We start from the raw sequence: 21,464 nt of genomic DNA, 5'->3' as shown, positions 1-21,464 counted from the left end.
GCGCACGGGTTGAGCAATGATTGAGGTTCCTGGCTACCGCAGCGACAGAGCGCTCTCCTCCTCCGGCTCCTTCCAGCTCCTTCGCGCCACGCGCGCGGAAGATGGTGCCCGGGTCACCCTGAAGGTCGCGGAGCCCACTCGGCCCCCGTCCCTCACCAATCGTCTTCGCCACGAATTCGAGCTCACCCACACCCTCCGCCTCGACGGCGTCCTCCACCCTCTTTCCCTCGAAGAATCCCGCCCCGGCATGTCCGTGCTCGTGCTCGAGGGTTTTGGAGAGACGACCCTCGCCCAGCGACTCGCCGCGGGCCGCATGGAGGTCCGCGCCGGGTGCAGGATCGCCGTCGCCCTTGCTCGCGCCGTGGGCCAACTCCACGCCGCCGGCATCCTGCACCGGGACCTGCAACCCGCCTCCGTACTGCTGAGCGCGGACGGCTCGTCCGTGAAGCTGACGGGACTCACCCTGGCCACGCGCCGCGCGCGGGCCGAAGTGGCGCCTGTGGCCCCGGAGCGCTTGGAGGGCACGCTCGAATACCTGTCGCCCGAGGGCACGGGCCGCACCCACCGCAGCGTGGACTCGCGCAGCGACTTCTACTCGCTGGGTGTCATGCTGTTCGAGCTGTTCACCGGCCGTCGGCCCTTCGCGGACACCGATGCCCTGGGGCTCATCCACGCGCACGTGGCGCTCCCCCCGCCGGCGCCACAGGAGCTCGTGCCGGAGCTGCCTCGCCCCCTCTCGGCCCTCATCCTCAAGCTGCTCGCCAAGTCACCCGAGGACCGATACCAGAGCGCGTACGGACTGGTCGCCGACCTCCAGCGCTGCCTCGACGCGCTGGAGGAGACCACCGGCGCGGTGCCCGACTTCGAGCTGGGCACGAAGGACGTGCCCGAACGCTTCGCCGTGCCCGAGAAGCTCTATGGGCGCGAGACACAACAGGCCGAGCTGAAGGCCGCCTTTGATCGCGCCGCATCGGGTCGCTCCGGCTTCGTGCTGCTCACGGGCGCGGCCGGCATGGGCAAGTCCGCGCTCACGGGCACGCTCAAGCGTCCCGTGTCGGCGAGACATGGCCTGTTCGTGCGGGGCAAGTACGACCAGCTCCTTCGGGACACGCCCTACAGCGGCGTCTTCGAGGCCTTCCGCGAGGTGGCCCGCAGCCTGCTTGGCGAGGAGCGACTGGAGGATTGGCGCGCGCGCTTGCTGGAGGCGTTGGGTGGCATGGGGCGGCTGGTGGTGGACGCGGTGCCGCGCCTGGCGCTGGTGCTGGGCGAGCAGCCTCCTGTCGCCGAGCTGGGCCCCGCGGAGTCGGAGCTCCGATTCCAGCTCGTGTTGCGCAAGCTGGTGGGGGTGCTCGCCACGAAGGAGCATCCGCTCGTCATCGTGCTCGACGACCTTCAATGGGCGGACAGCGCGAGCCTCCAGTTGCTGCGCCTGCTCCTGTCGGACCGGGGACTCAATCACCTGCTCATCGTCGCGGCCTGTCGCTCCGAGGAGCTGGGGCCCGAGCATCCGGTGGAGGGACTCACGCAGGCACTGCGCGATGCGGGCACGCCCGTGCAGCGCATCGACCTGGAGCCGCTGACACCCGCACAGCTCACCCGCCTCGTGGCCGATGTCTTCCCCGCGGCGGCGGGTCAGCCGGACACGCAACTGGACGCGGTGGTGCTCTCGTTGACGGAGGGCAATCCGTTCTTCGCGGTGCAGCTCCTGCGCGCCTTCTACGAGCGCGGGCTCGTGCGCTTCGACGCGGAGGGCGGCGGGTTCCGGTGGGATGGTGGAGCGCTGCGCGGACAGGACTTCAGCGACGGCGTGGTGGCGCTGCTCACGGCGCGAATTCGAGAGCTGAGCCCGGGTGCGCAGGCCCTGTTGCCAGTGGCGGCGGCACTCGGACATACCTTCACGTTGCGCAACCTCGCCGTCGTCCTGGAGCGCTCGCCGGAGCAGGCGGAAGAGGCCCTGGACGAAGTGCTCCAGGCGGGGCTGGTGGCCCCGGTGGGCGAACGGCTCGCCGATACCGAGAGCAGCGACAGCTTCCAGTTCGCGCACGACCGCGTCCAGCAGGCAGCCCTGGAGCTGACGCCCGTCAGCGAGCATCCGGAGGTGCATGCGCGCATCGGCCGGCTGCTGCTGCGGCACACGCCTCCCGAGCTGATGGACGAGCAGCTCGCCGACATCGTCAGCCACTTCCACCTCGCCCTGCCCGTCTTGAAGGACGCGGAGGAACGCAACCGCGTGGCGGAGCTGGACCTGCGCGCGGGGCGCGGCGCCAAGTCACGCGGTGCGTGGGCCGCGGCGCTGCGGCTCCTGACGACAGGGCGACAGCTCCTCGGAGACGAGGGCTGGAAGTGGAACCGCGCGCTCGCGTTCGACCTGCACGTCGAAGCGGCCGAGGCGGCGTACCTCGCTGCGGACTTCGAGCAGATGGAGCGACTGGCCAGCACGGCGCTGGCCCATGCGGTGGACCGACTCGAACAGGTGCGGGTGCATCTGGTGCGACTCCAGTGTCACTCGCACCGGGGTGAGCACGAGCGCGCGGTGGACCTGGGGCTGAAGGTCCTCGGGACGTTGGGGCAGCACCTGCCCGCGAAGCCCAAGCAGGCGCATGTCCTGGCCGCCGTGGCGAAGACGAAGATGTACCTGGGGCTGCGCAAGCCCGAGGACCTGGAGTCACTTCCGGAGCTGACGGACCCGCTGCTGCTCGCCACGCTGCGGGTGATGATGAAGCTGGCCACGGCCGCGTTCATGGCCCGGCCGCTGCTCTTCCCGCTCGTCGTGTTGCGCAACCTCCAGATTTCCATCCGTCATGGAGCGACGGGCACGGCGGCCTTCGGCTACGTGGGCTATGGCCTGATGCTCAGCGTCCACCTGGGCAATCCCGAGGAGGGCTACCGCTACGGCCGGCTGGCATTGAAGACGTTGGACCGCTTCGGCGCGGAGAGCCTGCGGTCGATGGTCCACTTCGTCTTCAACCTCTTCATCCGGCACTGGAAGGAGCCGCTGTCGCCGTGCATCGACGACTTCTTCGCCGGGGCGAGCAAGGGCCAGGAGACAGGCGACATCGAGTACTTCGCGTACAACTCGAGCGCGGGCTGCGCCGTGTCGCTCATCGCGCGGGATGGACTGGGAGAGCATGGCCCGCGCGTCGACCGCTTCATCGATGCCCTCGCCTCGCACCGGCACCAGAACGTGCCCTTCCTCCAGTACACGCGGCACACGCTCGACGTGCTCACGGGTGCATTCACCGGGGACGTGGAGGCACGGGAGCAGGACATCGTCGCCCCGTATCACCAGCTCGGTTATGCCAACGGCATCGCCACCTGCGACGTCATGCGCACCATGCGGCGCTGGTTGTGGGGTGATGCGAGCGGAGCGCTGGAGAGCGCGGCGGCGGTGGACGCGCGCGTGGAGCTCATCGCGGGGCAGATGTATCTGCCCTGGTACAAGTTCTTCCAGGGCCTGGCGCTCCTCCAGCTCCATCCCACGAAGGGACCGCTGGAGCGAATCCGCTCCTCGCGCGCCATCGACACCCTCCGCAAGCAGATGCGGGGTTGGGCCCGCATCGCCCCGATGAACTACGGCGCGCGCGCGGAGCTGCTCGACGCGGAGCGCGCGCGCGTGGACGGGCGCGCCGACGAAGCAGCGGATGGCTATGACCGGGCCATCCGGCTGGCCCGGGAGCACGGGTTGTCGCTCGACGAGGGCGTGGCCTGCGAGCGGGCCGCGCACTTCCACCTGTCCGTGGGTCGCGAGCGAGTGGCCCGTTCGTATCTGGAAGAGGCACGGAGCGCGTATCTGCGCTGGGGTGCTCGGGCCCTCGTCTCGCGAATGGAGCGAGAGCATCCGCGCCTGCTGACGTCTTCGGCTCCAGAGTTCCCTCGGACCGAGGAGTCCGGTGGCACTCCGCTGGCCGCGCTGGACCTGGAGTCGGTGCTCAAGACGGCGCGCGCGCTGTCCGGCGAAATCGTGTTGGACAAGCTGCTGCGCAAATTGATGACGCTGCTCATCGAGAACGCGGGCGCGCGGCGCGGCTTCCTCATCCTCAAGAAGCCCGCGGGCCTCTTCATCGAAGCGGAGGGCTCCGTGGATGGAGCCCGGGTGCTGCAAGGGCAGGCCGTGCCGGTGGAGTCGTCCACGGCGCTGCCGGCCTCCATCGTCCATTACGTCGTGCGCACCGGCGAGACGGTGCTCCTCGATGACGCGACGGCGGAGGAGCCCTTCTCCGAGGACCCGTACGTCCGCAGCGCGCGTCCGAAGTCCGTGCTGTGCAGCCCGCTACTGAAGCAGGGCTCGCTCACGGGGGTGCTCTACCTGGAGAACGACGCGACGCGAGGCGCCTTCACCCCCGAGCGCCTCGAGGTGCTGCGCCTCTTGTCCTTCCAGGGCGCCATCTCCCTGGAGAACGCGGGCCTGTACGCGAGCCTGGAGGAGTACAGCCACACGCTGGAGCGGCGCGTGGATGAGCGCACCGCGGAGCTCCAGAGCAAGAACGTGGAGCTGGCGGGCACGCTCAGCCGCATCCAGGAGATGCAGCGGCAGTTGGTGGCACAGGAGAAGCTGGCGTCCCTGGGCTCACTCACCGCGGGCATCGCCCACGAGCTGCAGAACCCGCTCAACTTCGTGAACAACTTCTCGGAGCTGTCCGCGAAGCTGGCCGCCGAGCTGGACTCCACGCTGCGGGGCATGACGGACAAGTTCGACGCCACGACGGCGGAGGACGTGCTGGAGACGCTGGAGGACTTGAAGCAGAACTCGAAGCGCATCCAGTCCCACGGCCAGCGTGCATCGGGAATCATCAAGACGATGCTGCGGCACTCGCGGCGCTCGGAGGGCTCGCGCACCCGCGCGGACCTGAACATGTTGATTCGCGACAGCGTCAACCTGGCCGTGCAGGGGCTGCGAGCCCGCCAGGGCGCGGCCACCGTGGAGACGGACACGGAGCTGGACGCCACCGTCGGCACCGTGGAGGTGGTGGCCGGCGACATCAGCCGCCTGCTCATCAACATCCTCGACAACGCCTTCTACGCCACGGTGCAGAAGCAGCAGAAGGCCGACGCGGGCTTCGTCCCTCGCGTCCAGGTCTCCACCCGCCGGCAGGGAGACCGCGTGGAGCTGCGCGTGCGAGACAACGGGCCGGGCATTCCGCTGGAGATTCGCGAGAAGCTGTTCGACCCGTTCTTCACCACCAAGCCCGCCGGCTCCGGCACGGGCCTGGGCCTGTCGCTCTGCCACGACATCGTCCAGGAGCATCAGGGCGAGATTCGGGTGGAGAGCATCCTGGGCGAGTACGCGGAGTTCATCATCACCCTCCCCGCGCCCAAGGGCACCACCGCCGCCGCCTGACGCCGGACATGAGAAGGCCCCTCGTTCCACACGGGAAGGAGGGGCCGGAACATCAGAGAAGCAGCGCGGCGGCTAGGCCGTCTTCTTCTCCTTCTCCATGACGAGCTGGGGTGCCTCGTGACGGGTGATGACCGTCTCGGTGATCTTGCACTCCTTGACGCCCTCGCGGAACGGCACGTCGTACATGATCTCCAGCATCGCATCCTCGAGGATGGCGCGCAGGCCACGCGCTCCGGAGTGACGGCGCATCGCCTCGCGAGCGATGGCGCGCAGCGCCTCCTTCGTGAAGGTCAGCTTCACCTTCTCCATCTCGAAGAGCTTCTGGTACTGCTTCACCAGCGCGTTCTTCGGCTGGGCGAGGATGGTGACCAGGTCCTCTTCCTTCAAATCATTCAGCGTGGCGATCATCGGCAGACGACCGATGAACTCGGGAATCATCCCGAACTTCATCAAATCTTCCGGCTCCGTCAGCGCCAGCAGCTCGCCCACGCTGCGGTCCTCGCGGTGCGAGATTCGCGCCCCGAAGCCCAGGCCCTTCTCGCCCACGCGGCGCTTGATGACGCCGTCGATGCCGTGGAACGCGCCGCCGCAGATGAACAGGATGTTCGTCGTGTCGACCTGCACGTACTCCTGTTGGTTGTACTTCTTGCCACCCCTCGGGGTGACATTGGCGCGCGTGCCCTCGATGATCTTCAAGAGCGCCTGCTGCACGCCTTCACCGCCCACGTCGCGGGTCGCGCTGGGCATGTCGCCCTTGCGCGCGATCTTGTCGATCTCGTCGATGTAGACGATGCCGCGCGCCGCCTTCTCCACGTCGTAGTCGGCGTTGTGGAGCAGGTTCTGGATGATGTTCTCCACGTCCTCACCCACGTAGCCGGCCTCGGTGAGGCTGGTGGCATCCGCGATGGTGAACGGGACGTTGAGGAAGCGCGCCAGCGACTGCGCCAGCAGCGTCTTGCCGCTGCCCGTGGGGCCGATGAGCAGGATGTTGCTCTTGCTGAGCTCCACCTCCTCGCCCGACGGACTCTTCACGCCAGGGCGCGGTCGAGCCGAAGGCTTCTTCTGGTAGATTCGCTTGTAGTGGTTGTACACCGCTACGGCGAGTACCTTCTTGGCCTGGTCCTGCCCGATGACGTACTCATCGAGGAACGCCTTGATTTCCGAAGGCGTTGGCAGGCTGACCTGAGGCTTGCCTTCTTCACGCTCGTTCTCATCCGCGATGATGTCGTTGCAGAGCTTGATGCACTCATCGCAGATGTAGACCGTAGGTCCCGCAATCAGTTTGCGGACCTCGCGCTGCGATTTTCCGCAGAACGAGCAGGACAGGTTGACGTGGTGCTCCTTCTTCACTGCCGCCTCCGAGTTCGCCGACCCCGGTTCCCCCGGAGCCACTTCGCCGTCCACCGCTCCCCAACCCAAACGGCCTGCCCACGTCTCGAACAGCCGCCGGGCCCACCTACATGGGGGCCCATAACCACTATAGGGCCCTCCCCCCTGGGCAGGAAGCCCAACGGTGCGGGCCCGTTACGGAGCGTACAGCCTCCGCAACGGGTGAGCGTTCAGTAACAGTGGCTCAGGCGTCCGTCACGCCCGCGGCGAGCTCTTCCACGTCGTCCGCCAGGGCGGCTGCCCGCTCGGCAACGGCGTTCGGAATCTTGCGGCACCCCGCCAGCTCGCTGGCGAGCTTCCGAGCCATCGACGCCAGCTTGCGCACCTGGAGGCTCTCGGGCGGCGGCTCGGGCGGCGGACGGGGGAAGCGCTCGGTGAACTCCTTCTTCAGCTCCGTCGGAGACTTCTCCGGACTCCAGATGCTGTCACGTAGGGATTTGTATTCAGTGGGTGACAACTGGCCCCGCTCCTCGGCGTCGGCCAGCACTTCGATGACCTCGAAGGCCGGAGCCTTTTCCGGGAACTCCTGAGCCCGCAGCTCCTCCTCGGGCTCATGCTTGGCCAGGAAGCTGAAGGAACGGGTGAGCTTGAGGGCCGTCTGCTTCTTGATGTGCAGTTCCTTGAGGCAGTAGGCCTCGAAGGTGGGGTGGCCCCACTCCTCGAACTTCGCCTCGTCCCGGACCGTCACGAGCAACTTGCCCAGCTCGGCCCAGGTGGACTTGAAGCGCTTGGCGGCCATCAGCACGGTGTGACGGAACGTCCCCGGCGGCACGCTCAGCGCTTTCTTCGCGATTTCGGTCTCGGCAACGGATGCGGCGGACATGGCCCCGGTATGCGGCATGCCCGCGAGGTGGGCAAGAAAGTGGCCCTACCCCCGCTTGCCGATATTGAACGACAGGCCCACCGTCGCCCGCTCTCCGTCGTAGGCCCGGAACGGCCACTTCTGCAGCTCCGTGAAGAGGCAGTCGTAGAGTGGGCCCTTCTTGAACTGGGGGTTGTCCACCCACAGCTTGTTGACCTTGCCGTCGTTGCCGATGACGAACTCCAGGGGGATTTTCGTGGCCAGCCCGGGACTGCGCTCGGCCTCCTCCTTGAAGCACTTGAAGAGCGTGGACTTGTTGCCCGCGACGATGCGGTTGATGGCGGACTGGTCGAACTGCTGCGCCACCTCCATGCCCTCCGCGTCCGTGTTCACGCTCCCCGAGGGACGCGGCGGCTTGCGGTCCTCCGTGCGTGACGCGGAGGCCACCGCCGTGGGCTTGCCCGTGCCGTTCGCGGGCTTCGTCGTGCCCGTCTCCCCGGGTTTGGTCGGCCGGGCGGAGCCTTGCGTGGGGTAATCGAAGAGTTCCTCGTTGTCCTGACGCGCTTGCGCCACGCGGATGACGGGGGCCTCCATCTCGATACCCTCGAACTCGTCCTCTCCGAACCAGCCGTGCACCGCGGCGTTGCGCGCCAGCAGCAGGCCCGCGCTGCCGAGCACCAGCGCCAGCGCACCCGCGACGCCGCCGAGCACCATCACCCGCTTGCGGTTCTTCTCCCGCTCCACCAGGACGGCCGCATCCACGCGCACCCGTGCCTCGGAGAGCGCCACGTGCACCTTGAAGGGCTCCACATCTTTAATGGGGTGGAAGTCCCGCTCGCCGGCCAGGGCCAGGGGGGAATCGGGCGTCAACTCGCCCGTCTTGAGCTTCTCCACGATCTGGGAGCCACTCACCGGTCCAAGGACCAGGTCTCCATGTCGGAAGAGCCACTGCCCATCCACGTCCGCCGCGAGTTCTTGTCCAGCTGCCATTTCACGCGCGATTATCCCGTGTTACCCCGCGCCCTCGCAACGCCGTGCTTACTTCGACCTCCAAGCGGATTCCCGTCGCACTGTGGATCTGGTACCGCGGCGGAAACTTCCGCGGGTTCCAGCGCCAGCCGGAAGGCCCCACTGTCCAGGAAGCCCTGGAGGGGGCCCTGCGCTCGGTGGGAGTGCCCGCGACGGTGATGCCCTCGGGGCGGACGGACCGGGGCGTCCATGCGCGAATGCAGGTGGTGAGCGTCCGGCTGGAGGCGGGAGACTCACCCGAGTCGCTCGCCCAGCGACTGCCCCCGCACCTGCCCGCGGGGCTCGGGTTGTGCCTGGTGCGCCGGCCCGGCTCCTTCCATGCCCAGTGGAGCGCGAGCGGCAAGGAGTATCGATATCGACTGTGGCTGGGCGGCGAAGCGCCGTCGCCGGAGTGGGCGCCCTACTCGCTCGACGTGGCGGGCGAAGCGGGGCTCCAGGGACGAGGCGCGACGGTGACACCCGAGCGGGTGGCGGAGCTGCTCGCCATGGCGGCGGGCACGAGGGACTTCATCGCCTTCCATGAGAAGTCCAGCCCCCGCAAGCCGCGCACGCTGGAGTCCGCCACCCTGCACGAGCGGGGCGGTGGCCTTTACGAGGTGAGGCTGACCGGGGACGGCTTTGCTCGCTACCAGGTGCGCTACGTGGTGGGTGGCGCGCTGAAGGTTGCGGCGGGGCTGCTGCCAGAAGAGGCGTGGCTCGCGGCCCTGGAGACGGGGGCGGCCATGGAGGGCTTCAAGGCGCCCGCTCACGGCCTGATGCTCTGGGAGGTCCGCTACCCTCCTGGAGTGGATCCCTTCACCGCCCCGGAGCGTCTCCACCCTCCAGGGCTGCCGCTGGAGCCACCCTTCCTACCCGGGTGACACGCGGCGGATCCTCGCGCTGATCAGTCGACGAGGCGCTCTTCGTACTTCGCCAGCAGATCCGAGATGGCCTCTCGGAGGTATTCGCTCTGACGGATGCGGGTGGTGCGCGACAGCTCCTTCAGAGCATCGAGCTTCTCGCGGTTCAGCCGGAAGACCACCGAAGTGAGACGGGGATTCATGTCCAAGTGCGCAACCTCCTACAGATGCGCACACCATCTCACAGACCTATTTGATCGCAAGATTTTCACTCGGATCCGCCTACCGGGAAGATCCACTGCAGCCCGGTGAAGCCCTCGGCATCGGCGCGCAGTCCGGATCCGAACCCGAGCGTGAGCCCGAGTCCCCCGTACACCGCGAACCGCTCCGAGAAGGTGTGTCGCAGGCCCAACGCTACGCGAGGCCCCACCCACGGCCCAGAAAACGGACGCACGACGGCGCCGAGATCCACGAAGGACTGCCAGGACTCGTCCCTGAAGACGCTCCGGAAGCCCCCCACCAGCGAGAGATCCGGCTCCCGGAGGCTGCCGCGGATCAGCACGAAGACCTCGTCCCCGTCGTAACCCACCGTGAAGCTGGCCCCCACGTCGAGCAGCGCGTCCAGCCCCTTCACCACCTCGGCATCCCCGCTGTCGATCAACTCCGTATAGGAGGCGCCCGGGCCGAGGATCAGCGAGAAGGCACTGCGGTCCCGGTACGGAGAGTCCACGTACTCGGCGGCCGGCGCGTCCCCTGGCGGGAGCACTGTGATCAGCAGTGCCACGGCCCGCAGAGGATTCGTCAGCACCGAGGACCAACTCGACGTCACTGTGCGCTCGCGAGGCATCTTGCGACCGCGTGTTCTACCAGCCTCCAGGGCACGCGCGGACTCATCCCGGGGCACTCCCCGTCGTTTGACGCGATCACCCCGTACTCCTACGGTTCATCGCTCCAGTGGAGACCATGAAAATGAAGAAGTTGAACCTGAGCGCATTGCTTCTCACCCTGCTCGTCGCGGCCTGCGGCGGGTCGTCCGGGACGGGCCTGGACGACGTGCCCGAGTCCGAGGGCGTCATCCAGGTGCCGTTGATCACCACGGGGACGAGTGGCCAGACGTTCCGTCTGGTCGGGGCAACGTTCGACATCACCGGGCCGAAGAACCACACCATCACCGACACGTCCGCGGACACAGTGGCCGTGCAGCTTCCGGCGGGTGGGTACACCATCCAACTCCAGGGCGAGTGGCACATCGAGCGTGTCGGCGCACCGGGTCAGTCGATTCCCGCGACGCTCATCTCCCCCAACCCCCTGTCCTTCACGGTCGCCGAGGGAGAAGCGCGCACGGTGCGCTTCCTCTTCAAGACGCCCGCCGAGGGCACCACGGACGTGGGCTTCAGCGTGGACACGGGTGGCTGGCTCGCGGGCACCCTGGACTTCACGAACTCGCCGATACCTCCCAGCTCCGAGCTTTATGAACTGACAGGGAAGACGGTGCCGTTCGCCATCAGCTTCGAGTCCGCCCAGGTGCGCCAGGGCAACGACTCCTCGTTTGGCTCTCATCTGATGGTGACGACCAGCCCCGTATCGGTCCAGTTCGGAGGGGCCTACTCCGCCGTCCTGAATGAGCGCGTCGCACGGACGCTGTCGGCCCACGAACTCAACTTCATCGTCGCTAAAGGGGGCCCCGCCGTTGGACTCCGTGTGCGGAACCTTTCCCTCTGGGGCTTCGATGGGGCTGCACTTGAGCTATCGATGGCCGAGAGTGCGAACTTCCCGGGATACACCGACGCCATGGGCTTCCCCCTCCCAGGCATCTACCAGGTAGAGGGCCTCGTGATGCTCGGCCGCCCCTTCGGAGATCGGATCCCGGGCACCCTGCGCGCCACACTGTCTCCCAAGTAATCCCTCAGCTCACGACAGGCAGTGCGAAGCCCGTGGCCCCCTGGGTCGCGGGCTTCGTCACGCCAGCGGCCTCGTTCAGGCGGCCGGAGCGGAACGGCTCCAGGTCCAACGCCACGAACTTGAACCCCAGCGCCAGGAACGCGGTGTTGATCCGCTGGCGCACGTCCGCGACGAGGAACCGCTCGTACTCCTCGGCGGCCACTTCCAGGCGCGCCACGTCGCTGTGGTAGCGCACGCGGAACTGCCGGAAGCCCAGCTTGCGCAGCTCCGACTCGGCCGCGGCGATCTGCAGCAACCTGTCCCGCGTCACCGCCGTGCCATACGGAATCCGCGACGCCAGGCACGCCATCTGCGGCTTGTCCCACGTGGGCAGCCCCAGGAACTGGCTCCAGGCGCGAATCTCCTCCTTCGTCAGCCCGGCCTCCGCCAGCGGAGAGCGCACCGCGTGCTCACGCGCCGCCTTGTGCCCCGGCCGGTGGTCCTTGAAGTCGTCCGCGTTGAAGCCGTCCACCACCACCGCCAGCCCCAGCTCCTTCCGCTGGACCTCGCAGATGTCGTACAGCTCCGTCTTGCAGAAGTAGCAGCGGTTGGTGGGGTTGGCCGCGTACTGCGGATTGGCCAGCTCGTTGCTGCCCAGGACGACGTGCCGGGCCCCCATCTTCTCCGCCAGCTCCCGCGCCTCCTGCGCCTCCTCGGGGGCCACCGAGGCGGACAGCGCCGTGAGCGCCAGGGCACGCTCGCCCAGCTCCTCCACGGCCACCTTCAGGACGAAGGTCGAATCCACGCCTCCCGAAAAGGCCACCAGCGCACTTCCATGGGCGCGCAGCGCGGCGCGCATGGCCTCCAGCTTGGGACGCGACGACTCACACAGGGCCTGGATTCGCTCGGGGCTCAGCATGGGGGACTCCTAAAACGAAAGGGCCCCGGATTGCACGCGCATCGCGCGGCAACCTGGAGCCCTTGACTTGAAGTGGAACGAGGGCCGTGTCCGGCCCCCCTCTTCAGCGGGACTTGCCCTTCGCGGGCTTCTTCCCCGCGGGAGCCGGCTTCGCAACGCGGGCAGCGCGCGTGGCGGGACGCGACTTCGCGCCCTTGTCCGCCTTGTCCGCCTTGGCCGGCTTCACCTTGGCGGCCACCTTCGGCTCCTCCGCCCGACGGGCTTTGGCACCGCCGCCCTTCTCGGGCTTTTCGGCCTTCTCCGCCCGCTCGCCCTTGGCCGGCAGCGGGTTGGCCTTCATCTTCTTGCCGGTGATGATCTTCAGCTCCTCGGTGGTCATGTAGCCGAGGTCCAGCAGCGACTGGAAGATCTTCGCGGCGCCGTCCTCCACCGACTCCATGTCGGAGTGGATGGTGACTTCCGGCGAGTTGGGCGGCTCGTACGGCTCGGTGATGCCGATGAAGTTGGGGATCTCCCCGTTGAGCGCCTTCTTGTAGCGCCCCGTGCTGTCGCGCTCGATGAGCTTCTCGGTGGGGCAGTCGACGTAGACTTCCACATAGCGACCGATGGCGCGGCGGTTCTCCTCACGCTTCCCCTTGTAGGGGCTCACGCAGGGCACCAGGGCGGCGACACCATTGCGCGTCAGGACGTTCGCCACGAAGCCGAGACGACCGGCGATCGTGTTGCGCTCATCCTTCGAATCACCCAACCCCGCCCACAGCTCGTCGGCGAGCTCCCCCTCGTCGAGGATCTCCACGTTGCGGCCGACCTGACGGAGCCGCGCCGCGATGTAAGCGGCAGTGGTGCTCTTACCGGTCCCGGACATGCCGGTCAGCCAGAGGGTGAATCCAGTGTTGGAGGCCATAAGGGTTTTCAACTCCCTGCGTCCGGAGCGCTTCTTGCACGCCGCGGTGGACGCCGCAGATCCAGAAGATGGACGTGGTTATAGACGAAAACCCACTCACTTGACAATTCAGGCGCACCTTTCCGCAGGTAGGGGTAACAGGCGGTCAAGTGCTTGCGCATACTGGGCTTTTTCGTTCTTGCAATGGTCTTTTCAGACCCGTCACGTCTGAAAATCTCCATCCCTCCACACGTACTCGGACACCCAGGAGACACAGCCTCGGTGTACGGATGCGATGAGATAGGAAACTCCCGGTAGGAGCGGATGCCCGGCGGGGGCGGCCAGGGAGCGGTCCTCGCTCGAAAAAGTGGGAGGCCCGTCTACATGGGAGTGGAACACACTTACGACCTGCTCTCCCCGTGTTTCCGCCTGGACGCACACCGCCAGCCACTCCTCGGGGGCGAAGGCATAGGCGTGTACCGGGCGCGGGGACGCGTTGCGCAGGGGGCACACCCGCCAGGAGCCATCCCCGGGAGCGTGGAGGATCACTCCGCAGCCCTCCAGCGGGTAGCACGACTCCAGGTGCTGGATGACTTCGCGACGGACCGCCTCCGGCCAGCGCGGATCCGACCAGGGCATCACGGCGAAGAAGGCTCGGCTCGCGAGGCGCAGCGCGAACACTGGCGTACGTCCATCTCCTCCAGCCCTCCCGGGGGCACCAACCAGCGGCCGCCCAGGGCCGGCTCCATGCCCAGCCGGAGACGTTGGAACACCATGGCCCCCAGCGTCCCGAGCGCCACGCCCAGCGCGCCATCCGGAGGCGGCCCCAGGTGCCGCACCGTTTCTCCGAAGCACCAGACGCAGCCCTTCGCGCCCCGGAACACCACGCCGGCCCGAGCGCCATCGCCGCAGAGCGCCACCCAGGGGGCATCCCCGCTCCACGCCGTGGGCAGTTCCGCCAGCAGTCCGCCGCCATGCTCCGGATTCGCCGCGTCCGGGTTGAGCGCCGCCACCTCGCGGGCCAGCGTCACCGCCACGGGCTGACCCACGTCCGTCGCCGACATGAGGAAGCCTGGAGCCCACGGCCCCAGCGTCAGCGAGCCCACCCCGGCCACGGGTGATCCTCCTCCCGCCAGATACGCCGCCGCCGTCATCCCCGAAGCGCCCGTGGCGTCCACGCGCGCGCCGCCGGACAGGAGCGCTTCCTGGCCTCGACCGCCCACCTCGCGCAGGAGGATCTGCCGCGAGTAACGGAGGATCTGATCTTCACGCAGGGCCATGCGACGTCACCCTCCCGCCATCGCCGGGATGAGGGTGAGGCGATCCGCGTCCTTCACCGGTGTGTCCAATTCGCGCAGGGTGCGGATGTCCTCCTCATTGAGGAAGACGTTGACGTAGCGCCGGACGGCGCCGCGCTCGTCCAGCAGTCGCGAGCCGATGCCGGGGTAGCGCGCGTCCAAATCCGTCAGCACCTCGCGCACGGTGGCGCCGGAGGCGCTGACCTCCGCCTGATTGCGCGTCAGCGTCCGCATCGTCGAGGGAATCCGAATCGTCGCCATGGCTCACTCACCTTCCCTGCTTGCGGAGCACCAATCGGTGCGTTCCATCGTCGCGCGACTCGAGGGAGACGACTTCATGCCCCTCCTCGCGCGCGCTGCGGGGAACGTTCTTCAGCGGCTCGGTGCCCCGGAGCAACACTTCCAGCAACGCCCCCGACTCCAGCGCCTCCAGGCGCAGCTTGGTGCGCACGTAGGTCATCGGGCAGACCTCGCGAGTGATGTCCAGCGTCGCCGTCACCTCGCTCATGGCCGTGTCTCCGCGCACCGACGAGCAGAGCGCTGTACCTGGAGAACATCGAGGAGGCCCGACATCGCCGTCGCCGGCCTCATGGCCGTGCCTCCGCCCTCAGCGCGCGCATGCCGTGCCCTCCTCGGGGAACGTCGGAACAGCGGTGATGCGGCAGCCTGGGCAGTCCTCGGCCCGCTCGACGCGCGTACGCCGTCCCAGCAGCGTGTTCCCATCCAGCACGTGCAGCGTGGCCTCACCTGGCACACGGCGCGAGGCGCCGGCCAGCAACTCCAGCACCAGCAGCGCCTGCACCGAACCCACCAGCCCCGCGAGCGAGCCGAGCACTCCCGCCTGCGCGCACGTGGGTACCGAATCCGGTGGAGGCGGCGATTCATAGAGGCAGCGCAGACAGGGCCCCTGGGGCTCCACCCGCATCGCCTGCCCCTGCATCCGCAGCACGCCTCCGTAGACGAGCGGGACGCCCGTGAGCACCGCCACGTCCGAGAGGAAGAACTTCGTCCCCACGCCATCGGTGGCATCGATGACGGCGTCATGCGCGCGGAACAGTCCCTCCACATTGTCCGCGTCCACGCGCTCCGGAAGCACGTCCGTCGTCAGCGCGGGGAAGGCCCGCATGAGCCCCGCCGCCGCGGACTCCGCCTTGTTGCGCCCCACGTCCTGCGCGCGGTGCCAGAGCTGCCGGGGCAGATTCGTCACGTCGACCCGGTCCGGGTCCGCCAGCGTCAGGTGGCCGACACCGGCCTGGGCCAGCGCCAGCGAGGCCGGGCAGCCAAGCCCGCCTGCTCCCACGACGAGCACCCGCGAGCGCTCGATGCGGGAGGCGTGGGGAATCCGGGGATGGTGGTGCTCTTCTGGGCCGTGCATCGATTGCTGCTCCGCAAGGGCGGATGCGAATAACGTGCGGGACCCTGCGTCGCACCTGGCAACAGTTGGGCGCAGGCGCCCTTTCCACAGCCAGGACATATGAGAAACCTGACCGGCGTGCTCGTCTTTTCCACCACCCTGCTGCTCGTCCACGGTTGCCACAAGAACACCGGCGAGGCCCAGGGCCCCGCGGACGCATCGCTGCCGGCGGCTGACGCCCAGGGCTCGACCGAAGCGGCGAAGTTCCCCTCCGACAGTGGCCAGGCGCTCCAGGAGGCCGCGCCCACCGGCTCCGAGAAGTCGACCGCCGACTCCGGCACGCTCGCGTCCGGGACGCCCGACGCGGCCACGCCTCCCCAGCGAACACTGAAGGAGACCGGCACCCCCGAGGCCCACCGGGCCGAACTCGAGTCCTGCGTGGACCGCTGGCTCAAGAAGCACAAGCTGGACGAGTACGGCAACGCCGAGGGCACCATGTACGCGGGCGGCACGCCCCTCTTCGACGAGCGCACCGGCGAGTCCACGGACCGGCTGACCTACGTGTTCAACCACAAGCCCGAGGCCCGCAAGGTCTGCATGCAGCCCTCATCCCCCCGGTGACAACGCCGTCTCGCATGCCTCCCCGCCCGCCGGGGAGGTGGGCGAAGTACCCCAGGGATTCCCGCACACCCGGCGGCTCTCGTAAGCTGCCACCCAATGAATTCGAATCTCGCCCTCGGCGAGGAGACCCCGGCCAATGACCTCCGCGCGCGAGTGCGCGAGGTCCTCCTGCGCCGCAAGCTGACGGACAGCGTCTCCACGGAGCAGGCCACCGCGTCCTGGGAACAGGACCGGTTCGTCGCCCGGGCCCGCGCCCTCTTCTATGCGCGAATGATGTTCCTCACGCTGGGATTGCTCATCCTGGCGGTGCCCACCTGGAGCGGCTACTTCGGTCTCACCGGAGCCTTCTCCTTCCTGGGCTACTTCACGATGCTGCTCTACAGCGTCGCGAACCTGCTCGTCATCGACCACCCGAAGGCCGGCCGCTGGGTGACGTACACCACGCTGTGCCTCGACCTGGTCATCCTCGTGGTGCTCATCGCCAAGCCCGTGGTGGGAGGTGGCCTCCAGAGCCCCCTGCTGGCCACGCAGCTGCTCTTCACCACCCTCTTCTCCATCCTCTACCCCAAGCCGCTCGCCATCCTGCCGCCACTCTTGGCGCTGCCGATTACGACGCGCCTGGACCTGCTCCTCAACCGCTCCGTGACGGCGGTGGAGCTGCTCACGCTGCTCTGGTACCTGGCGCTCAACTTCATCATCGTCTACGTGCTCGTGTACCTGAACGAGCGCGAGGCCGCCGCGCACCGCGAGGTCGTGGCCCTCCAGGGAGACCTCAAGGAGCTGGCCGTGGTGGAGGAGCGCAACCGGCTGGCGCGCGAGATTCACGACGGCCTGGGCGCCTCGCTCTCGTCGATGATCATCCAGGCGGAGTACATCCTGAACCTCGCGAACGAGGACGGACTGCGCTCGGAGATTCGCGAGCTGAAGGCCACCGCCGAGGAGTCCATCGACGAGCTGCGCCGCAGCCTCCAGATGATGCGCGAGGACTTCGAGCTGTCGCAGGGCCTGGAGGACTACGCCAAGACGTTCCAGGAGCGCACGGGCCTGTCCATCCAGTTCGAGCGCACGGGCCCGCAGCGCAAGCTGTCCCCCGACACGCAGCTCGCCCTCTTCCGCATCCTCCAGGAGTGCCTCTCCAACGCGGTGAAACACGCCGAGGCGAAGCTCGTGCAGGTGAAGCTCGACTACGCCGAGGAGCACGTGCACCTCATCGTCCACGACAACGGCAAGGGCTTCGACCCGCAGCGCACCCCGCGCGGACACTACGGCCTGCTGAACATGCGCGAGCGCGCCATGAAGCTCGGCGGCCAGCTCATCGTGGATTCGTCACCGGGCTCGGGCGCCCAGGTGGCCTTCTCCCTCCCCAGCCCCCCGACATGACCGGAGCCCCCGTGGATGCCCCGCAGCCTCCTTCCACTCCCGCGCAGCCGCCCATCCGCGTCTTCGTCGTGGAAGACCAGACCAAGATCCTCAAGAACCAGCTGCGCCTCTTCGAGGGCCACCCGGAGATCGACATCGTTGGCACCGCGCTGTCCGGCGAGGCCGCCCTGGAGGAAGTCCCCCGCGTCATGCCCGACGTCCTGCTGCTGGACCTGGGCCTGCCCCGCATGAGCGGCATCGACGTGACGCGCGAAATCAAGGCCGTCTACCCGAAGATGGAGATCCTCATCTTCACCATCTTCGACGAGGAGGACAAAGTCCTCGAGGCCGTGAAGGCCGGGGCATCCGGTTACATGCTCAAGGGCTCGCCGGTCGACAAGATCATCGAGGCCATCAAGGAAGTCCGCGCGGGCGGCACCGTCATCCAGCCCAACCTCGCGCGCAGACTGCTGCGTCACTTCCGCGTCGACCCGGATGCCACCCCCATCCCTTCCGAGCCCGCGTCGCCCCCTCCCGCGGCCCCCACTCCCGCCGCGGCGAACCCCTCCCTCGAAGAGCCCCTGCTCAAGCCCCTGTCGGACCGCGAGCGCGAAATCCTCCAGCTCATCGCCAAGGGCGTCTCCAACAGCGAAGCCGCCCGCCTCCTCAGCCTCAGCAAGGCCACCATCCGCACCCACCTGGAGCACATCTACCGGAAGCTCGAGGTGACCAACCGCGTCGAGGCCGTCACCGAGGGCATCCGCAAGGGCCTCATTTCGGTGTGACGCGACATTTTCAAGCAGGGTCTAAAAACAGACATTCCCTGCTTTATCCCACTTAAGCCGCAACTCACGGACATGGGCACCGATAACCCTCTTGTACGAAGCCTTCCGCCTTCGGCGAGAGAAAGAGGCCCTCCATGCTCCAGGTCGGTACGCGCGGTTCGGATGTGACGCGGCTGCAGAAGACCCTGGCCAAGGCCGGTTACAACCCCGGCACGGCGGACGGAATCTACGGCGCGAAGACGAAGGCGGCGGTGACGGCCTACCAGAAGCAGCACGGGCTGAAGGCGGACGGCGTCGTGGGCAACAACACGGGCCGCTCCATCTTCAACTCGCGCAACCAGGACATGTGGGACGGCAAGCCGGATGGCACCAAGGGCCCCGGCGGCGTCCCGGGCAACTTCCCGGTGAACGGCACCAACCGCCAGAAGCTCGACTTCGCGTCGAACCTGGCCCGGCAGATGGGGCTCACCATCACCTCCACCACGGGTGGCCAGCACACGCCGGGCTCGTACCACTACAAGGGCCGCGCCATCGACGTGGCGGGCAGCCCGGCGAAGATGGCCGAGTACTACACGCGCCTGGCGGGCACGAAGCCCACCGAGCTGTTCTATGACCCGAAGGGCGGCATCAAGAACGGCACGCCCATTGGCGCCATCGGTGGCCACGGCGACCACGTGCACGTCGCGTACTGAGTCCCCGTCACTCTCGTGACACCTCCGGCCCGGTGGGAGCACGACTCCCAACCGGGCCTTCGTGTGTCAGGGCCTCGCCGCGCCCGCCGCCTCCACGACGAGGTCGGCATAGCGGTTGGCCGGGTCCTCCGGCCGCGTGCCATCGCGGAAGTAGAACGTGTGTTCGTCCCACGCGTCGGGCCGCGCGTCGTTGGCGAACATCCACAGCGCGCCGGCGCCCACGCCTGACTTGCGCATGCACTCCAGCCAGCCGCGATACAGCGCGCGGCGCTGGGACAAATCCAGGGCCCCTTCGTTGCGCAGCCCCAGCTCGCCCACGAACAGCGGCTTCCCAAGCCCCCGGGCGATGTCCGCGTGCTCGCGAATCCACCGCGCTCCCGCCTCGGCCATGTCCGAGTCGTCCAGGCCCCAGGACTCCGGATAGAAGTGCACCGACGCGAAGTCGATGTACGGCGACGCGGTGTTGCGCGTGAAGCTGGAGCCGGGCGTGCGCAGCATCGTCGTGCCCGCGCGAGCCCAGAAGGCGCCGTCGTAACCCTCCGAGGACGGCTCGAAGCCTTCCTCTCCCGTCCCCACCTGATGGCCTGGCGCGCGGGACTTCACCTCGCGCGCGACCTCATCCACCCACGCCCGCATGCTCGCGCCCTCCGCGTCCAGGCCGCGGCCGCGCGGCTCATTGAGCAGCTCCCACGCGAGCACCGCCGGATGGTCGCCATAGCGGATGCCATCCTCCGTGTTCACCCGCTCCAACATCCGCGCGATGTGCTCCTTGTAGAGCGCCACGACGACGGGGTCGGTGAAGAAGCGCGGGTCGCCCTGAATGGGAGAAGGCAGCCCTGCCCACGTCACATACTGGCGAGTGCCACCGTAGGCATCCCAGTAGTTGCCGAGCGTGAGCACCAGCCTGACGCCATGCACTCGCGCGCGGGCGAGCACCCGGTCCAACCCTCGCAGGGCGACCTCGTCGTACTGGAGCGGCCCCACCTGGATGGTGCTGTCGCCCACCTTCTCCGGCGCTTCGTTGTGGCCATTGGTCCGCAGCGCCACGGCGCCGAGCGCCGCCGCCTTGGCCAACACCTCCTCGACGATGGGTGACTCATGCAGCCCACGGCGCACGTCGCGTGCGGCCTCTTCCTGGAGGAAATAGGAGTTGAGCACCATGCTGCCCACCGGCAGGCGCTCCAGGCGCAGGGGCTCGGCGCTCCCACAGTCGGCCGCCGCTGCCTCCAACATCACCGGCTCCCCTTCTCCACACGCGCACAGCAAGAGGACGGGCGCGAGGCAGGGACTCCAACGCGGCGAGAACATGGAGCGCATGGTAACGGATGGGCTAGGTTGATGCCCGACATGGAGCTCCGACTCGAAGGCGTGTCCAAGACGTACCCCAATGGAACGCGGGCGTTGCACGACGTCTCCCTCACCATTCCGCGCGGCATGTTCGGACTGCTCGGCCCCAACGGTGCCGGAAAGTCGACGCTCATGCGCAGCATCGCCACGTTGCAGGACGTCGACGGCGGAACGATGACCTTCGACGGCATCGACGTGCGCCGCGACAAGGACAAGCTGCGCGACGTGCTGGGTTTCCTGCCCCAGGACTTCGGCGTGTATCCCAAGGTGACGGCCTGGGACATGCTGGACCACCTCGCGCAGCTCAAGGGCCTGTCTCAGCGCGGCGCGCGCCATGACGCGGTGAAGGCGCTGCTCACCAAGACGAACCTGTGGGAGCACAGGGACCGACGGCTCGGCGGCTTCTCCGGCGGCATGAAGCAGCGCTTCGGCATCGCCCAGGCGCTGCTGGGAGACCCCAAGCTGCTCATCGTCGACGAGCCCACCGCCGGCCTGGACCCAGCCGAGCGCTTCCGCTTCCACAACCTGCTCGCGGAGATCAGCGCGGACGTCGTGGTGCTCCTCTCTACGCACATCGTCTCGGACGTGGCGGACCTCTGCCAGAACATGGCCATCCTCGCCCAGGGCAACGTCGTGGCCAGCGGACACCCGCTGCGACTGGTGGACGCGCTGCAAGGGCGCGTGTGGAAGCGCTTCGTCACGAAGCAGGAGGAGCTGGATGCGTTGACGAAGGAGCTGGAGGTCATCGCGGTAAGGCGCGTAGCCGGCCAGCGGTTGGTGCACGTCCACGCGGAGAGCGCACCGGCGGGCTTCGAGCCCGCGAGCCCCGACCTGGAAGACGTCTACTTCCACGCGCTCTCACGCGCGTCGAAGAAGGCGTGAGCGAGGACACCCCATGTTCAGCGCTCTCGTGACATTCGAATTGCGG

At 68.0% G+C, this 21,464-nt stretch carries 21 protein-coding genes; 8 read left to right on the top strand and 13 right to left on the bottom strand.

The window, feature by feature from the left end; all coding sequences use genetic code 11:
- The first annotated feature begins 16 nt into the window (after positions 1-16).
- Positions 17-5,338: a trifunctional serine/threonine-protein kinase/ATP-binding protein/sensor histidine kinase gene (locus tag HUA78_RS21835; protein ID WP_174477067.1), complete on the top strand. Its 5,322-nt coding sequence runs from the start codon at positions 17-19 to the stop codon at positions 5,336-5,338.
- A gap of 72 nt (positions 5,339-5,410) precedes the next feature.
- Here the strand turns inward: HUA78_RS21835 and clpX are convergent, their stop codons facing one another.
- The 3 genes from clpX to HUA78_RS21820 all read right to left on the bottom strand — a co-directional run bounded on the left by clpX (position 5,411) and on the right by HUA78_RS21820 (position 8,519).
- On the bottom strand, positions 5,411-6,688 hold the full coding sequence (gene clpX / locus HUA78_RS21830) for an ATP-dependent Clp protease ATP-binding subunit ClpX (RefSeq protein WP_141644784.1): 1,278 nt from the start codon (positions 6,686-6,688) through the stop codon (positions 5,411-5,413).
- 223 nt (positions 6,689-6,911) lie between these two features.
- Positions 6,912-7,568, bottom strand: coding sequence for a hypothetical protein (locus HUA78_RS21825; RefSeq protein ID WP_141644785.1), 657 nt, complete (start codon positions 7,566-7,568; stop codon positions 6,912-6,914).
- A gap of 27 nt (positions 7,569-7,595) precedes the next feature.
- On the bottom strand, positions 7,596-8,519 hold the full coding sequence (locus HUA78_RS21820; RefSeq protein ID WP_174456616.1) for an AgmX/PglI C-terminal domain-containing protein: 924 nt from the start codon (positions 8,517-8,519) through the stop codon (positions 7,596-7,598).
- Positions 8,520-8,563: 44 nt separating this feature from the next.
- Here HUA78_RS21820 and HUA78_RS21815 point away from each other — a divergent pair, with 44 nt between their 5' ends.
- On the top strand, positions 8,564-9,418 hold the full coding sequence (locus HUA78_RS21815; protein ID WP_174456617.1) for a tRNA pseudouridine(38-40) synthase TruA: 855 nt from the start codon (positions 8,564-8,566) through the stop codon (positions 9,416-9,418).
- Between the two features lie 23 nt (positions 9,419-9,441).
- Here the strand turns inward: HUA78_RS21815 and HUA78_RS21810 are convergent, their stop codons facing one another.
- Positions 9,442-9,606, bottom strand: coding sequence for a ribbon-helix-helix domain-containing protein (locus tag HUA78_RS21810; protein ID WP_141644788.1), 165 nt, complete (start codon positions 9,604-9,606; stop codon positions 9,442-9,444).
- A gap of 59 nt (positions 9,607-9,665) precedes the next feature.
- The gene (locus HUA78_RS21805; protein ID WP_371745631.1) at positions 9,666-10,181 is read right to left on the bottom strand and encodes a hypothetical protein; all 516 of its coding nucleotides are present in this window, start codon (positions 10,179-10,181) and stop codon (positions 9,666-9,668) included.
- A gap of 185 nt (positions 10,182-10,366) precedes the next feature.
- Between HUA78_RS21805 and HUA78_RS21800 the strand changes: the two genes are divergently transcribed.
- Positions 10,367-11,299: a hypothetical protein gene (locus tag HUA78_RS21800; protein ID WP_174477066.1), complete on the top strand. Its 933-nt coding sequence runs from the start codon at positions 10,367-10,369 to the stop codon at positions 11,297-11,299.
- A 4-nt stretch (positions 11,300-11,303) separates the two neighbouring features.
- On the opposite strand, the gene larE is transcribed toward HUA78_RS21800, so the two are convergent.
- The 7 genes from larE to HUA78_RS21765 form a co-directional block, all read right to left on the bottom strand.
- On the bottom strand, positions 11,304-12,197 hold the full coding sequence (larE, locus tag HUA78_RS21795; RefSeq protein WP_141644791.1) for an ATP-dependent sacrificial sulfur transferase LarE: 894 nt from the start codon (positions 12,195-12,197) through the stop codon (positions 11,304-11,306).
- A 103-nt stretch (positions 12,198-12,300) separates the two neighbouring features.
- Positions 12,301-13,101, bottom strand: coding sequence for an adenylyl-sulfate kinase (gene cysC, locus HUA78_RS21790; protein WP_174477065.1), 801 nt, complete (start codon positions 13,099-13,101; stop codon positions 12,301-12,303).
- A gap of 201 nt (positions 13,102-13,302) precedes the next feature.
- Complete coding sequence (locus tag HUA78_RS21785) at positions 13,303-13,719, bottom strand: Mov34/MPN/PAD-1 family protein (protein ID WP_174477064.1); 417 nt, start codon at positions 13,717-13,719, stop codon at positions 13,303-13,305.
- Positions 13,719-14,360, bottom strand: coding sequence for a ThiF family adenylyltransferase (locus HUA78_RS21780; protein ID WP_174477063.1), 642 nt, complete (start codon positions 14,358-14,360; stop codon positions 13,719-13,721). The genes HUA78_RS21785 and HUA78_RS21780 overlap by 1 nt, the downstream gene beginning before the upstream one ends.
- A 6-nt stretch (positions 14,361-14,366) precedes the next feature.
- Positions 14,367-14,639 (bottom strand): MoaD/ThiS family protein, encoded by a 273-nt coding sequence (locus tag HUA78_RS21775; protein ID WP_174477062.1) that lies wholly within the window; start codon positions 14,637-14,639, stop codon positions 14,367-14,369.
- A gap of 7 nt (positions 14,640-14,646) precedes the next feature.
- A complete protein-coding gene (locus tag HUA78_RS21770; RefSeq protein WP_174456624.1) occupies positions 14,647-14,886 on the bottom strand; it encodes a sulfurtransferase TusA family protein in 240 nt (79 codons plus the stop codon).
- Between the two features lie 99 nt (positions 14,887-14,985).
- A complete protein-coding gene (locus HUA78_RS21765; protein WP_141644797.1) occupies positions 14,986-15,753 on the bottom strand; it encodes a HesA/MoeB/ThiF family protein in 768 nt (255 codons plus the stop codon).
- Between the two features lie 99 nt (positions 15,754-15,852).
- On the opposite strand from HUA78_RS21765, the gene HUA78_RS21760 reads away from it, so the two are divergent.
- The 4 genes from HUA78_RS21760 to HUA78_RS21745 all read left to right on the top strand — a co-directional run bounded on the left by HUA78_RS21760 (position 15,853) and on the right by HUA78_RS21745 (position 19,189).
- Entirely contained in the window at positions 15,853-16,353 is a 501-nt protein-coding gene (locus HUA78_RS21760; RefSeq protein ID WP_174466975.1) for a hypothetical protein, read from the top strand.
- A 96-nt stretch (positions 16,354-16,449) separates the two neighbouring features.
- Positions 16,450-17,733 (top strand): sensor histidine kinase, encoded by a 1,284-nt coding sequence (locus tag HUA78_RS21755; protein ID WP_174456627.1) that lies wholly within the window; start codon positions 16,450-16,452, stop codon positions 17,731-17,733.
- Entirely contained in the window at positions 17,730-18,497 is a 768-nt protein-coding gene (locus tag HUA78_RS21750) for a response regulator transcription factor (RefSeq protein WP_174456628.1), read from the top strand. The genes HUA78_RS21755 and HUA78_RS21750 overlap by 4 nt, the downstream gene beginning before the upstream one ends.
- 134 nt (positions 18,498-18,631) lie before the next feature.
- The gene (locus tag HUA78_RS21745; RefSeq protein ID WP_141645629.1) at positions 18,632-19,189 is read left to right on the top strand and encodes a peptidoglycan-binding protein; all 558 of its coding nucleotides are present in this window, start codon (positions 18,632-18,634) and stop codon (positions 19,187-19,189) included.
- A gap of 66 nt (positions 19,190-19,255) precedes the next feature.
- Here HUA78_RS21745 and HUA78_RS21740 read toward each other — a convergent pair whose 3' ends face one another.
- The gene (locus tag HUA78_RS21740; RefSeq protein WP_174477061.1) at positions 19,256-20,497 is read right to left on the bottom strand and encodes a cellulase family glycosylhydrolase; all 1,242 of its coding nucleotides are present in this window, start codon (positions 20,495-20,497) and stop codon (positions 19,256-19,258) included.
- A gap of 39 nt (positions 20,498-20,536) precedes the next feature.
- On the opposite strand from HUA78_RS21740, the gene HUA78_RS21735 reads away from it, so the two are divergent.
- Entirely contained in the window at positions 20,537-21,418 is an 882-nt protein-coding gene (locus tag HUA78_RS21735) for an ABC transporter ATP-binding protein (RefSeq protein ID WP_141645627.1), read from the top strand.
- Positions 21,419-21,464: the final 46 nt, after the last annotated feature.

It is taken from the genome of Myxococcus sp. CA033 (assembly GCF_013336625.1).
Classification (GTDB): Bacteria; Myxococcota; Myxococcia; order Myxococcales; family Myxococcaceae; genus Myxococcus; species Myxococcus llanfairpwllgwyngyllgogerychwyrndrobwllllantysiliogogogochensis.
Note: the sequence above shows the minus strand (reverse complement) of the source record. Positions and strands in the feature narration are given on the sequence as shown.

What these genes read in the sequence shown, in the direction of transcription:
- HUA78_RS21835 (WP_174477067.1), top strand. Translation starts at nt 17, where the DNA reads ATGATTGAGGTTCCTGGCTACCGCAGCGACAGAGCGCTCTCCTCCTCC.
- HUA78_RS21825 (WP_141644785.1), bottom strand. Translation starts at nt 7,568, where the DNA reads ATGCCGCATACCGGGGCCATGTCCGCCGCATCCGTTGCCGAGACCGAA.
- HUA78_RS21820 (WP_174456616.1), bottom strand. Translation starts at nt 8,519, where the DNA reads ATGGCAGCTGGACAAGAACTCGCGGCGGACGTGGATGGGCAGTGGCTC.
- HUA78_RS21800 (WP_174477066.1), top strand. Translation starts at nt 10,367, where the DNA reads ATGAAGAAGTTGAACCTGAGCGCATTGCTTCTCACCCTGCTCGTCGCG.
- larE (WP_141644791.1), bottom strand. Translation starts at nt 12,197, where the DNA reads ATGCTGAGCCCCGAGCGAATCCAGGCCCTGTGTGAGTCGTCGCGTCCC.
- cysC (WP_174477065.1), bottom strand. Translation starts at nt 13,101, where the DNA reads ATGGCCTCCAACACTGGATTCACCCTCTGGCTGACCGGCATGTCCGGG.
- HUA78_RS21785 (WP_174477064.1), bottom strand. Translation starts at nt 13,719, where the DNA reads ATGCCCTGGTCGGATCCGCGCTGGCCGGAGGCGGTCCGTCGCGAAGTC.
- HUA78_RS21780 (WP_174477063.1), bottom strand. Translation starts at nt 14,360, where the DNA reads ATGGCCCTGCGTGAAGATCAGATCCTCCGTTACTCGCGGCAGATCCTC.
- HUA78_RS21775 (WP_174477062.1), bottom strand. Translation starts at nt 14,639, where the DNA reads ATGGCGACGATTCGGATTCCCTCGACGATGCGGACGCTGACGCGCAAT.
- HUA78_RS21770 (WP_174456624.1), bottom strand. Translation starts at nt 14,886, where the DNA reads ATGAGCGAGGTGACGGCGACGCTGGACATCACTCGCGAGGTCTGCCCG.
- HUA78_RS21765 (WP_141644797.1), bottom strand. Translation starts at nt 15,753, where the DNA reads ATGCACGGCCCAGAAGAGCACCACCATCCCCGGATTCCCCACGCCTCC.
- HUA78_RS21760 (WP_174466975.1), top strand. Translation starts at nt 15,853, where the DNA reads ATGAGAAACCTGACCGGCGTGCTCGTCTTTTCCACCACCCTGCTGCTC.
- HUA78_RS21755 (WP_174456627.1), top strand. Translation starts at nt 16,450, where the DNA reads ATGAATTCGAATCTCGCCCTCGGCGAGGAGACCCCGGCCAATGACCTC.
- HUA78_RS21750 (WP_174456628.1), top strand. Translation starts at nt 17,730, where the DNA reads ATGACCGGAGCCCCCGTGGATGCCCCGCAGCCTCCTTCCACTCCCGCG.
- HUA78_RS21745 (WP_141645629.1), top strand. Translation starts at nt 18,632, where the DNA reads ATGCTCCAGGTCGGTACGCGCGGTTCGGATGTGACGCGGCTGCAGAAG.
- HUA78_RS21740 (WP_174477061.1), bottom strand. Translation starts at nt 20,497, where the DNA reads ATGTTCTCGCCGCGTTGGAGTCCCTGCCTCGCGCCCGTCCTCTTGCTG.
- HUA78_RS21735 (WP_141645627.1), top strand. Translation starts at nt 20,537, where the DNA reads ATGGAGCTCCGACTCGAAGGCGTGTCCAAGACGTACCCCAATGGAACG.